Origin of the sequence: Escherichia sp. KTE96, from assembly GCF_000408525.1 — a bacterium.
Classification (GTDB): Bacteria; Pseudomonadota; Gammaproteobacteria; order Enterobacterales; family Enterobacteriaceae; genus Escherichia; species Escherichia marmotae.
This window is the reverse complement of sequence record NZ_KE137149.1, coordinates 763,299-776,462: the sequence shown is the minus strand read 5'-3', so window position 1 is coordinate 776,462 and position 13,164 is coordinate 763,299. Positions and strand designations below refer to the sequence as shown.

Genomic DNA, 13,164 nt, shown 5'->3' with positions numbered 1-13,164 from the left:
GCCGCTTGCTGAACGGTCTTTTCCTTTCAGAGTTGCACCAGCAATTTACGTTTTTCTTCCGGCAGCAAATTCACCGCCTGCTGATACGACGCATCGACCAGATAATAGATTTGCGAATCCGGCAGCGAGCCATCGAGATAAACAGTGCTCCAGTGCGCTTTGTTCAGATGTCGGCTGGGGCGAACATCACTGTGCTGCTGACGCAGAAGATCCGCCAATTCCGGGCTGGTTTTCAGCGAAACCGCTGGGCGATTTTCCACCTCTTTCACCATCGCAAACAGCACATCTTCAACTTTGATTTGCGTTGCTTTCCAGTCACTATGCACACTCTGTTCTGCGCCTGGTTTTGCCATGCAATATTGTAGCAACTCCGAAATAGTCATTTTTTACTCCCCTTGTAGTGTCGCGATGATGCGACGCGATCCGCCGTGGATGCGATGTTCCCCCAGCCAGATCCCCTGCCAGGTGCCGGTCTGAATACGCCCTTTATGCACAGGCAATACGAGCGATACCCCCAGCATTGAGGATTTGATATGAGAAGGCATATCGTCTGCTCCTTCATAGTCATGCTCATAGCTACCGTTATCGGGAACCGCACGGAGGAAAAAACGCTCCATGTCATGGCGTACAGTGGGGTCGCAATTCTCATTAAGTGTCAGAGAGGCGGAGGTGTGTTGCAGCAACAGGTGCAGTAAACCAACATTAACACGCGGCATATCAGCCAGTTGATTCAGAATTTCATCCGTTACCAGATGGAATCCACGAGATTTGGCGCTAAGCGTGAGCGTTTTTTGATACCACATGTGCTGCTCCTTGATAAAACTCTCTTAATCAGTTTGCAGCAAGACAGCGAAAGGATAAAGGTTTGATTAAAAAAACAGCATTCGGGAGAGTGTCATACTCTCCCGCTCTGTCAGTATTCTGAATTGACGATCACCTCTTCGCCAAAAGCACCCGCTTGTGGCAAGGGTTTGTAGGTAGAGTTGGAGGCTCGCAGAATACGGATACCACGAATGCCAACATCACGCGCGGCAGTGATATCGTTATCAGAATCACCATAAAACATTCGGATATTTTTATCCTGCAACCACTGCGTTTTTGTGTTTTGTCCTGGTTTATCGCCCGCAAAAATGACCGGGTTCATACTGGTTGCCGGGATATGAAAGTCATCAGCTAATGTTTTTGAAACCGTTTCTGTTTTCGTTGGACTACGGCCAGTCACAAAGAAGATAGCGTCGCCGCGGCGGACATGTATATCAATTAGCTGACGTGCAACCTCTTTTGGAATGCTGAATTCATCCCAACCGTTGTTCATCTTTTCCCAGAAGGCCGGGTTTTTCAGATAATCTTCGCTTTCTGGCGAGAATATTTTCTTGCCGCGCCAGAATCCGGGGCTGGAAAACAGAACCGTGTCATCAATATCGAACCCAACCGCCATTGGTGGACGCCCTGCGAGGCTATTTTCAATTTGTGCGACCGATACCCAATGGACAGGTGCCTGTTCAGCAAGTCTGGCAACGTTAGTGCCGGGATTAAGCGGTGAAGGTGAAGAGGCCAGTGCAACAGCGGAACTGTTTAGAGCGAACAATAAGCAAACGGCACTCAATGCCTGTGTGATCTTGCGCATATTTTTCCCTAAATAGTCAGTAAGTTGAAACTTTTTATTGTGATATTTGTTGAAAAAACCATCTGACCATAACGCCAGCAGTGTGAGAAAGGAAGGATTATCTGCGGCTTTTGTGAAGAAAGGGAGCAGGATCACATGAGACCAGCCCATGTTTGTTAATATTTAATAACTTAATGTATTTCCATAGAATACTAGAACAGGCGGCTATTCAACCGCCTGCTGGCGAACCTTACATCACCGCAGCAAATGCCTTTGCCACACGCTGCACGTTTGCAGAGTTAAGCCCCGCCACGCACATACGCCCGCTGGCGATCAGGTAAACACCAAACTCTTCACGCAGTCGGTCAACCTGGGCGGCGCTTAAACCGGTATAGCTGAACATACCGCGTTGCTTAAGCAGATAATCGAAATTACGCCCCGGCATCTCAGTACTCAGCACCTGCACCAGTTGCTGACGCATTGCCAGAATACGGGTACGCATTTCTTCTACTTCTGCCAGCCAGTTGGCTTTCAACGCCTCATCATTCAGCACCGTTGCCACCACCTGCGCACCAAAATTCGGCGGACTGGAGTAAATACGGCGCACAGTGGCTTTCAATTGCCCCAGCACGCGGCCTGCGGCTTCGGCATCTTCACACACTACCGAAAGACCGCCGACACGTTCGCCGTACAGCGAGAAAATTTTCGAGAATGAATTGCTCACCAGAGCGGGCAATCCGGCACTGGCAATGGCGCGAATGGCGTAGGCATCCTCGTCCATACCAGCACCAAATCCTTGATAGGCGATATCAAGGAATGGGATAAGCTCACGTGTCTTGAGGATTTCAATCACCGCATCCCACTGGTCATTGGTGAGATCGGCGCCTGTTGGGTTATGGCAACACGGATGCAACAGCACAATACTGCGGGCGGGCAGTGTTTTCAGCGTCGCCAGCAAGTCGCTAAAACGCACACCGTTGGTCGCTTCGTCATACCAGGGGTAAGTGCTCACTTCGAATCCAGCACCGGCGAATATTGCTACGTGGTTTTCCCAGGTAGGATCGCTGACCCAGACGCCTGATTCAGGGAAATAGCGTTTCAGGAAGTCAGCGCCCACTTTTAATGCCCCCGAGCCGCCGAGGGTTTGAATGGTCGCCACACGCTGTTGTTGCAACACCGGATGGTTCGCACCGAACAACAGCGGCGCAAGAGCATGGCGATAGCTGTTAAGCCCTTCCATCGGCAAATAAAGCGAAGCGCCGTGAGGCTGCGCATTCAGGCGCGCTTCCGCTTCTGCGACGGCTTTTAGTTGCGGGATAATCCCGTCTTCGTTGTAGTACAGGCCGATACTTAAATTCACTTTGTCGCCGCGAGGATCTTCTTTAAAACGCTCCATAAGCGAAAGAATCGGGTCGCCAGCGTAGGCGTCAACTTTTTGAAACACGCGATGGTTCTCCAGGTTTACAGGCAGGTGGTTAAAACACAATAAACCGGAAGATGGGGAAGATCGAGAGGATGTTTAGCAATAAGCGGCAATTAATAACGTAGCGTGGCTGATGAAAAACGCAAAACCTCCAGTGACACAAACGACAAGAGTGTATCAATTTATTGAATTTACATTGCGTTGCTGGCCGGATAAGGCTTTCACACCACACCCGGCACAGACAATCAAATATTGCTGAACGATTAATCGACGTATTTCATCGCCACCCTTGACGTCAGGCGCGTGATAAGTTCGTAAGCACTTACTTTTGTCATTGCAGCGATTCGCTCAACCGGCAGACCTTCACCCCACAGAATCACCGGATCACCCGCTTTATCCTGCGCCTCTGGGCCTAAGTCTACGCAGATCATATCCATCGCAACTCGCCCGACGATTGGCACTTCGCGGCCATTGACCAGCACTGGCGTACCGGACGGAGCTGCGCGAGGGTAGCCATCGCCATAACCCATCGCCACAACGCCAAGACGGGTATCACGTTCGCTGATCCATGTTCCGCCATAACCTACAGGCTCCCCGGCTTTATGCCCACGCACAGCGATCAGACTGGAGGTCAGAGACATCACTGGCTGGCAACCGAAATCAGCACCGGTGGAGCCATCTTCCAGCGGCGATACACCGTAAAGAATGATGCCGGGGCGCACCCAGTCAAAATGCGACTGTGGCCATAACAAGATTCCACCCGATGCGGCGATTGAACGCTTGCCGGGCCTGCCTTCGCAAAAGGTATTGAAGATATCGAGTTGTTTCTCAGTCGCGCCGCATTTTGGCTCATCAGCGCGAGCAAAGTGGCTGACAATATTCACCGGCTGACGGACGTTTTTGCATTGCGTAAGTCGTTGATAAAACGCCTCAGCTTGTTCCGGTAACACGCCCAGTCGGTGCATACCGGTGTCGAGTTTCATCCAGACGGTAACTGGCTCCTCCAGATTAGCCTCTTCCAGAGCAGCAAGCTGTTCTTCGTTATGCACGGCGGTATGCAGATGTTCAGCGGAGATCGTCGACAAATCGTCTGCTTCAAAAAAACCTTCCAGTAACAAAATAGGTTGCGTGATGCCCCCCGCTCTAAGCCGCAGAGCTTCTTCGAGACGGGCGACGCCAAAAGCGTCAGCATCGGGGAGCGTTCGCGCGGTCTCAATCAGACCGTGACCGTAGGCGTTCGCTTTCACCACCGCAACCAGTTTACTGGCAGGTGCCAGTTCACGCAGACGTTGCAGGTTGTGTCGCAGAGCGCGGCGGTTAATCACAACAGTTGCCGCTTGCATTTGTGTTCCTTGATAAGTGTTTGCTTTAATTACCTGATTTATAAAATAATTATTACTCGTCGTCGTATTGCGGCCCTGCGTAATTATCAAAGCGCGACCATTGACCGTTAAAGGTCAGCCGTACCGTCCCGATTGGGCCGTTACGTTGTTTACCGATAATAATTTCCGCGATGCCTTTTAAATCACTGTTTTCGTGATAAACCTCATCACGATAGATAAACATGATCAAGTCCGCATCCTGCTCGATGGAGCCGGATTCACGCAGGTCAGAGTTGACCGGGCGTTTGTCGGCACGTTGTTCCAGAGAGCGGTTCAACTGCGAGAGTGCTACCACCGGCACGTTCAGCTCTTTTGCCAGCGCTTTTAGCGAGCGGGAGATTTCTGCAATTTCCAGCGTACGGTTATCGGAAAGCGCCGGTACGCGCATCAATTGCAGGTAGTCGATCATGATAAGCCCGATGCCGCCGTGCTCACGGGCAATACGGCGCGCGCGGGAGCGCACTTCCGTTGGCGTCAGGCCGGAGGAATCATCGATATAGATATTACGTTTTTCGAGCAAAATGCCCATCGTGCCGGAAATGCGCGCCCAGTCTTCATCATCAAGCTGCCCGGTACGGATTTTGGTCTGGTCAACACGTGACAGTGACGCCAGAGAACGCATCATAATCTGTTCTGATGGCATCTCCAGCGAGAAGATCAATACCGGTTTATCCTGCAACATCGCCGCATTTTCAACGAGGTTCATCGCAAATGTCGTTTTCCCCATCGACGGACGTGCCGCGACGATGATCAAATCCGACGGCTGCAAACCCGCGGTTTTTTTGTTGAGATCGTCGTAGCCGGTATTAACACCGGTTACACCATCGTGCGGCTGCTGGAAAAGTTGCTCAATACGTGCCACCGTGGCGTCGAGCACATCAGCGATGTTCTTCGGTCCTTCGTCTTTATTGGCACGACTTTCGGCAATTTTAAAGACGCGAGACTCAGCAAGGTCGAGCAGGTCTTCACTGGTGCGTCCTTGCGGATCAAAACCGGCTTCGGCAATCTCATTAGCAACCGAGATCATCTCACGGACAACGGCACGTTCGCGCACGATGTCAGCATATGCACTGATGTTTGCCGCACTTGGCGTATTTTTTGACAGTTCCGCCAGATAGGCAAAACCACCAACGCTGTCGAGTTGCCCCTGGCGCTCCAGCGATTCTGCCAGGGTGATCAGGTCGATGGGGCTACCGCTTTCCTGCAAACGCGCCATTTCGGTAAAGATATGACGGTGCGGACGGGTGTAGAAATCGTCTGCCACCACACGCTCGGCCACATCATCCCAGCGTTCGTTATCCAGCATTAAACCGCCCAACACCGACTGCTCCGCTTCGATCGAGTGCGGAGGCACTTTCAGCCCGGCAACTTGTGGATCGCGTTCGCGGGGTTCAGTTTGTTGTTTGTTGAAGGGTTTATTGCCTGCCATAACGAATGGTGTTACCTGATGTTGAACGGGGGACAAGAGAGTATAGCGAGAAACGGTTTCTCGCTACAGCATTTAACGCCCCTGCTTTCCGGTGGAAGCGCGAATTTGCAGGGTTGGGCGATAAACGTAATGGCTGAGCGGCGCATCAGGTTGCGCGATACGCCGTAGAATTTGCTGCGCCGCTTGTTTCCCCAGCGCCAGTGGTTCTACCGCAATGGTGGTTAACGGCGGGTTACTGTAAGCGCAAGCCGCCACGCCGTCATTACCAATCAGCGAAATATCTTTTCCGGCAAGCACCCCTCTTTCGCCTAACGCCGATTCCGCGCCAAAAGCCATGAGATCGTTATAACAAATTACTGCTGTCGGTGGCGAAGGCATATCTAACAGTTGTTGCATCAACTGGTAGCCGTTGGCCTGAGTCGGTTCAGCACGCAGCGAAAAAGCATCAGTACTCCACGGTTGTAAACCATGATGGTTCATCGCCTCCAGATATCCCTGATAACGCATATGGTGCGTAAGCCCCCCAATAAACACGATGTCCCGGTGTCCTTGTTGAATGAGATATTCCGTAGCTTCCCGGACACCTGCGTGGCTGTCCACGCCAACGTAATCGACGGGCAATTGTTGCCAGTCAAGAGGGCGCATCGTGATTAATAAGGGTGTGGAACTGTTGGCATAACGCTGTAAATCGGCTTCTGAGGTGCTGTTTACTGGACAGAGGACAATGCCCGCGACGTGGTGTTCCAGCAAGGTATCAAGTACCTGTTTTTGCCGATCGCTACGCTGGGAGGTATTGGACATTACGGTGATAAAACCGTGCTCCGCCAGCGTCATCTCAAGGCCCATTGTAAATTCAGCGAAGAAAGGGTTGGTCAAATCATCAATCACCACGCCGATAGTCAGTGATTTTTGCGAACGTAAATTGGCGGCAAAACGGTTATAGACATAGCCTAATTGCTCAATGGCTTGTTGGACTTTTTGTTGAGTCTCTTTTTTGATCAACGGACTGTCGTTGAGTACCAGCGACACGGTCGATTTCGAAACGCCAGCCGCACGTGCAACATCGGTTAATGTTACCCGCTTTCTTCCTGTATCCGACTTCGCCATGACTACTCCAATCCCCCATAAGATCAAGGCGTTTACTTTATCATAATCTCCTTTTGCTCATGCGATCCGTTACCCCCGGGATCGCAGGAGATCGTCGTTTCGATCACAGATTCACACTTCGCTTATTGTTTTTTTTGCACACCAATCGTACAAATTACGCATAAATTAGATCGTTCCAATTAATTTATAATCACTATTACATTGTTATACATGCATATTTTTAATTATTTTTATATCGAAATAAGGAAATTATTATGTGCTCTGTACGCACGATCACTGCATCGGAAGCTGCAGATTTGATTGCTGATGGCGCAGTTGTCACCGTCTCCTCCTCCAGTGGAATGGGTTGCCCGGATGTCGTGCTGGCGGCAATAGGTGAACGCTTTCAACGTGCCGGACATCCGCAAAACATCACTACCATCCACCCTATCGCTGCAGGTGATATGTATGGCGTGAAAGGTGTCGATCATCTGGCGCAACCGGGCTTACTGGCAAAAGTGATCGCGGGCTCCTACCCCTCCGGGCCATCATCAATGACGCCTCCGTTAATCTGGCAAATGATCAATGACAACGCGATCCCCGCCTGGAATCTGCCTTCCGGGATCTTATTTGATATGCACCGGGAAGCCGCGGCTCATCGCCCTGGCGTGCTGACACAAACAGGTATGGATACTTATGTAGATCCCCTGTTGCAGGGCGGTGCAATGAATGAAAAAGCGGCGCAACAATCTCTGGTTGAACGTGTTCGATTTGCTAACGACGACTGGCTGTTTTTCCCCAGTATCGTGCCCCAGGTAGCTATCATTCGCGCTACTACTGCCGATGAACGCGGCAATCTGACTTATGAACATGAAGGGGCTTATCTTGGGCCACTGGAACAAGCCACCGCCGTTCGCAATAACGGTGGAATCGTAATTGCGCAAGTAAAACGGCAGGTTGCTGCCGGAAGCCTGAAACCAAAAGAGGTGCGTATTCCTGGTGTATTGGTGGATTACATCGTAATTGCACCGGAACAAACGCAAACCACGCAAACGCAATACGAACCTGCTATTTCCGGCGAAATCAGTCGTCCGCTGTCAGACTTTAGTTATATGGAACATAGCCCGGCTCGGGTTATTGCCCAGCGAGTCGCGCAAGAACTACAACGTGGTGATGCGGTAAATATTGGCTTTGGTATTTCTGCCAACGTGCCGCGTATTTTGCTGGAACAAGGTCGCCACGGTGACGTCACCTGGCTGCTGGAACAAGGGGCGATTGGCGGAGTTCCACTGCTGGAATTTCAGTTCGGCTGCGCTTCTAATGCGGAAGCATTTTTGCCCTCTCCCCAGCAATTCACCTATTTCCAGGGCGGTGGCTTTGATCTCACTCTGATGTCATTTTTACAAATCGGCGCAGATGGCTCAGTAAACGTCTCGCATCTGCCCGCTCGTCCACATGTGACTGCCGGATGCGGTGGTTTTATTGATATCACTTCACATGCGAAGCGGATTATTTTCTCTGGCTTTTTCAATGCAGGTGCACAGCTACAACTGGAAGATGGCCAACTACGTATCATTAAAGAAGGCAAAGCCAAAAAACTGGTGCAAGAAGTCGCCCACGTGACGTTCTCTGGCAAACGCGCGATGGCGCGAGGTCAACAAGTGCAATACATCACTGAACGCTGCGTGTTGGAATTAACACCAGACGGGTTACTGGTCACGGAAATTGCCCCGGGTATTGAGCCTGAACGCGACATTCTCTCCCAAAGCGATGCCCCACTCCGTCTGGCAGACGATCTCAAGTTAATGAATCCCCTCTATTTTCAACAAGGAAGTGACCATGAGCAACGGCACCATTGACCTCCTGCGCAACGATTTCGTTGCCACACTGGTGATTAACCGCCCGGCGAAACTCAACGCATTAACTCCGGAGATGCTTGAACAGCTACTGACACATTGCCATACGCTGGAAACTGATTCGGAGATCCGCGTGGTACTACTGACCAGTGCCAGTGAAAAAGCATTTTGTGTCGGCGCGGATATTCATCGCTGGTCCTCTCTTTCTGCGCTCGATATGTGGCGCAACTGGATCCGTCGCGGTCATCAGGCATTTGACGCACTGGCACAACTGCCACAGCCCGTAATTGCTCTGATGCACGGCCTCGCCTATGGCGGTGGCCTGGAACTGGCTGCTACCGCCGATATCCGTATTTGTAGCGACGAAGCACGGATGGCGCTACCAGAAACCGGGCTGGCGACAGTGCCTGGCTGGTCAGGTACTCAGCGGCTGACGGCACTGATTGGGCGCTCACTGGTGAAAGAATTGATATTTACGGGCGAACCACTGGATGCGCAACGTGCACTGTCCTGCGGACTGGTAAATCGTGTTGTCGCCAGAGAAGCGTTACACGATGCCGGGCAGCAACTGGCACAACGTATTGCCCAGCGCGCTCCCATTGCTGTGCAGCTAGCCAAACAGGTTATTGATGCCGGTGAAGGTATTGCCGTGGCCTCAACGCTTGAAGCACTGGCTGGCGCTTTTTCCTCCACTACTCAAGATGCTCGTGAAGGCAGTCAGGCATTTGCCGAGAAGCGTCAACCGAACTTTAGCGCCCGATAACTTAACGTTTCATTTTGGATTTTAACAACAACGCAGAATCCCATTGATTTTGGGCGGATCTCTTTTATCCGTCTGAAAGGAGATACATCATGCAACCTACACAACTAGCTGAAAAAACGAATGTTTCATCAGCAGATCTGCGTCGCGCGGCGTGGACCTGCTCTCTCGGCAGCGCACTGGAATACTACGATTTCGCACTTTACAGCCTGGCCTCCGCCATTATTTTTGGGCCACTCTTTTTTCCTAATCAGGAACCGGGAATGGCGCTTATCGCCAGTTTTGGTACTTACTTTCTCGGGTTCGCCGTCAGACCGGTAGGCGGCATTCTCTTCGGCTCATTAGGTGATCGTCTGGGACGTAAATTTGTCCTGCTCGCAACGGTGTTGTTAATGGGGATCGCCAGCACGTTGATTGGGGTTTTACCCACCTACGAAACAGCAGGGATCTGGGCACCGATCATGCTTATCGCATTACGCCTGTTACAAGGGCTTGGCGCGGGTGCGGAACAGGCTGGAGCGGCTGTACTGATGACCGAATATGCCCCCAACGGCAAACGGGGTTATTACGCTGCGCTGCCGTTCTTTGGTATTCAGATTGGTACGTTTATGGCATCTGCCGTTTACTTCATCCTGCTCCACAATGTGACAAATCTTGCCGAAACCTGGTGGTGGCGTCTGCCCTTCCTCTCCAGCGTGGTGATTATCGCGGTGGCCATTTATATTCGTCTGCATCTTAAAGAGTCACCGTCATTCGCCAAACTTGAAGCTCGCCAACAAGTTACAGAATCACCTTTACGCAATTTGCTGAAAACGTCACGCCGCAACGTCTTCGTGGGGATTGGTTTGCGCCTGGCAGAAAACGGCGGCTCTTCGATTTATCAGGCTTTAGCTATTAGCTATATCGTTGGTGTGGTTGGGCTGGATAAATCGGTCGGCACACTGTGTCTAATGTCCGCGGTGGTGGTAGGCGCAATTATGGTGCCCGTTGCTGGTTGGCTGACAGACCGCTTCGGCAGGGTTATTGTCTATCGCAGCCTGGCAATTTTTCAGCTATTGATCACCTTTCCGGTATGGTGGTCTTTCAGCCACGGCAATGTTCCGGTCACGATTGTCTCTCTTTCTCTGGCGTTGGGTGTTGGGGCATGGGGGATGTTCGGCGCTCAGGGCGCTTTCCTGCCGGAATTGTTTGGTGCCCGCCATCGTTATATTGGCGTAGCACTGGCAAGGGAAGTTTCTGCAGTTATCGCGGGTGGGATCGCCCCGCTGGTTGGCTCAGCCATCATCTCCTGGGTAATTCACACCAACGATCCAAGCGGTATTGCCGCCTGGATGCCAATTGCGATTTACCTCAGTCTGTTGACCGTTGGCACGATCATTGCGACCTTTTTTGCGCCAGAAACACGCGATCGTGATCTTGATGATCTGGCCGATGCAAGCGTGATCACCGTCTCCCGACGCAATCAAACTACGGGGTCATACCATGACGCATAATGTCTCTGAATCCATTATCGATTCCCTGATAGACGTGAAAATGCCCCATTACGCACCGCTGGCTCAGACCAGCGGGTATATCGACCTCAACGGTTCACTATTGCCAGAGTACCTTTGCAACACTCTGGTTTTGGGAAGCGGTGCCGCCGGGTGGCGTGCCGCAGTTGAGCTCAAGCGACAGAATGTCGATGTGATGGTAGCCTCCAGCAAAGCCTTCTGGGGCACTTCCGCCTGTTCTGGTTCTGATAAACAAACGCTTCACACCGCCAATACTCGTGCAAATGGTGACCATTTTCTGGCATTAAGTGACTCTCTGGCGGCGGGTGGTTCGATGGATTATGACACTGCATATGTTGAGGCCGTCGGATCAGTGAACACCTGTGAAGTACTGAAATATCTGGGTCTGGATCTGCCAGAAGATCTCTTTGGCGCAACGTTGCGTTATCAAACCGATCACGATGAGTTTGGCCGCGCAACCAGTTGCGGCCCACGCACATCGCGCCTGATGGTTAAGGTGCTGGCTCAGGAGGCAATGCGCCTTAATATCCCTCTTTGCGATCACACAACAGCGATTCGTATCCTGACCAGTGATGAAGGAGAAAATAGACGAGTCGCAGGGGTGATCGCAATCGATAAAGCCTGTCGGGATAATCCCTGGCGAATGGTAGTGATTCGCTGCCAACATCTGGTTTTAGCCACGGGCGGGCCTGGTGAACTTTATCGTGACAGTGTCTATCCGGTGAACTGCTTTAGTGCGTTGGGCATGGCACTGGAAGCAGGTATAACCCTGGTGAATCTTACGGAAAGTCAGTTTGGTATCGGTACACCGCGCAGCCAGTTTCCGTGGAATCTTTCCGGTACTTACATGCAAGCAATGCCGCGCATCTACTCGCAGGACCACTCCGGACGTCAGTATAATTTTCTGGCAGCTTATTACCCCACGACTCGTATGCTGGCCTCCGCTATATTTCGCAAAGGTTACCAATGGCCGTTTCACGCGGAACGAATGCTGGACTATGGCTCCAGCCTGCTAGATGTCGCGGTATATGAGGAGACACAAAAAGGGCGCGATGTTTTCCTCGATTTTCTGCAGGAACCGGCCCCCGCAGCGGACGGAACGCCATTCAACCTGCAGGAACTGGATGATGATGTCATCGGCTATCTGCAAGAAAATCACGCTCTGTTGGCGCAACCACTGGCGCGATTAACACAGATGAATCCACTGGCTCTTCGTTTGTATCAGATGCATGGTCATGACCTGACTGCCTCACCACTAAAATTTACGTTAAACAATCAACATCTTAATGGCGGAATTGATGTTGATATTTGGGGGCGTACCTCGCTAATTGGTTGTTATGCTGTCGGAGAAAATGCCGGAACACATGGTGTCACGCGCCCTGGTGGATCAGCGCTCAATGCCGGGCAAGTTTTTGCCCGCCGCTGTGCATTGCATATTGCTCATCAGAAAAGCCAAAACCTCCCTCTCGAGAGGCAACAAATTCTCAGTACGATTAACGAGGCGCAACAGTACCTGAATCAAGGGCTGCTGCGCGACGACGTGCGAGAAGCGATACAAAATACCATGAGCCACCATGCCGCAATTTTGTGTCATACACAGGAGATCAACGCTGCCGCGCAAACCATAGCAACACTCTGTGAAGATATTCGCCGGGAAGGTATTCAAAGCGATGAAAACAGCCTCGCCCAATCTTTCCAGTGGCGGCAAAGTGCGCAACTGGCGCTGGCGGTACTGCGCTCTTTACAATGCTATATCGAAAACGGTGGAGGAAGTCGTGGTGCCAGAGCGATCTATGATGGTGAAGCCGGTATCGCACCGCAAACACCCGGTGGGCCACTCCTGACCTGGCGTTTTCGGCCTGAAAATCAGGATGCCCGGCAATTTATGATTTGTGTTTGTCTGGATGCTAATAGTTACCAAACCTGGACTCGCCCGTGCCGTGAGCGAGGCGTATTAACGCTAACCAACTTTGAGCACCAGTGGCAAAACTGGATTTTGGCGACGCTGTTTCATACTGACCAGAGATATTCCGGGTTGTGACAGCAGACCGGAAAAAATCCCCGCGTGGCCTGGCGACTACTGTTAGGCTTAAAACAGATATGTCGCTCAG

At 51.6% G+C, this 13,164-nt stretch carries 11 protein-coding genes; 4 read left to right on the top strand and 7 right to left on the bottom strand.

Going from position 1 to position 13,164, the window contains the following annotated elements; all coding sequences use genetic code 11:
* Window positions 1–26: 26 nt before the first annotated feature.
* The 7 genes from A1WG_RS10615 to A1WG_RS10645 form a co-directional block, all read right to left on the bottom strand.
* On the bottom strand, window positions 27–383 hold the full coding sequence (locus A1WG_RS10615) for an MmcQ/YjbR family DNA-binding protein (RefSeq protein WP_000155671.1): 357 nt from the start codon (window positions 381–383) through the stop codon (window positions 27–29).
* A gap of 3 nt (window positions 384–386) precedes the next feature.
* Entirely contained in the window at window positions 387–803 is a 417-nt protein-coding gene (locus A1WG_RS10620) for a secondary thiamine-phosphate synthase enzyme YjbQ (protein ID WP_000270380.1), read from the bottom strand.
* 110 nt (window positions 804–913) lie between these two features.
* A complete protein-coding gene (gene aphA, locus A1WG_RS10625) occupies window positions 914–1,627 on the bottom strand; it encodes an acid phosphatase AphA (RefSeq protein WP_010377498.1) in 714 nt (237 codons plus the stop codon).
* 229 nt (window positions 1,628–1,856) lie between these two features.
* The gene (gene tyrB, locus A1WG_RS10630) at window positions 1,857–3,050 is read right to left on the bottom strand and encodes an aromatic amino acid transaminase (RefSeq protein WP_001517573.1); all 1,194 of its coding nucleotides are present in this window, start codon (window positions 3,048–3,050) and stop codon (window positions 1,857–1,859) included.
* A 242-nt stretch (window positions 3,051–3,292) separates the two neighbouring features.
* Window positions 3,293–4,372 (bottom strand): alanine racemase, encoded by a 1,080-nt coding sequence (gene alr / locus A1WG_RS10635; RefSeq protein ID WP_001147291.1) that lies wholly within the window; start codon window positions 4,370–4,372, stop codon window positions 3,293–3,295.
* Between the two features lie 52 nt (window positions 4,373–4,424).
* On the bottom strand, window positions 4,425–5,840 hold the full coding sequence (dnaB, locus tag A1WG_RS10640) for a replicative DNA helicase (RefSeq protein WP_001517572.1): 1,416 nt from the start codon (window positions 5,838–5,840) through the stop codon (window positions 4,425–4,427).
* A gap of 72 nt (window positions 5,841–5,912) precedes the next feature.
* On the bottom strand, window positions 5,913–6,947 hold the full coding sequence (locus A1WG_RS10645) for a LacI family DNA-binding transcriptional regulator (RefSeq protein WP_001129779.1): 1,035 nt from the start codon (window positions 6,945–6,947) through the stop codon (window positions 5,913–5,915).
* 254 nt (window positions 6,948–7,201) lie between these two features.
* Between A1WG_RS10645 and A1WG_RS10650 the strand changes: the two genes are divergently transcribed.
* The 4 genes from A1WG_RS10650 to A1WG_RS10665 all read left to right on the top strand — a co-directional run bounded on the left by A1WG_RS10650 (window position 7,202) and on the right by A1WG_RS10665 (window position 13,094).
* The gene (locus tag A1WG_RS10650; protein ID WP_001517571.1) at window positions 7,202–8,785 is read left to right on the top strand and encodes an acyl CoA:acetate/3-ketoacid CoA transferase; all 1,584 of its coding nucleotides are present in this window, start codon (window positions 7,202–7,204) and stop codon (window positions 8,783–8,785) included.
* A complete protein-coding gene (locus A1WG_RS10655) occupies window positions 8,766–9,545 on the top strand; it encodes an enoyl-CoA hydratase/isomerase family protein (protein ID WP_000064839.1) in 780 nt (259 codons plus the stop codon). The genes A1WG_RS10650 and A1WG_RS10655 overlap by 20 nt, the downstream gene beginning before the upstream one ends.
* Window positions 9,546–9,634: 89 nt before the next feature.
* Complete coding sequence (locus tag A1WG_RS10660) at window positions 9,635–11,035, top strand: MFS transporter (RefSeq protein WP_001517570.1); 1,401 nt, start codon at window positions 9,635–9,637, stop codon at window positions 11,033–11,035.
* A complete protein-coding gene (locus A1WG_RS10665) occupies window positions 11,025–13,094 on the top strand; it encodes an FAD-dependent oxidoreductase (protein ID WP_000149523.1) in 2,070 nt (689 codons plus the stop codon). Before A1WG_RS10660 ends, A1WG_RS10665 begins: the two co-directional genes overlap by 11 nt.
* Window positions 13,095–13,164: the final 70 nt, after the last annotated feature.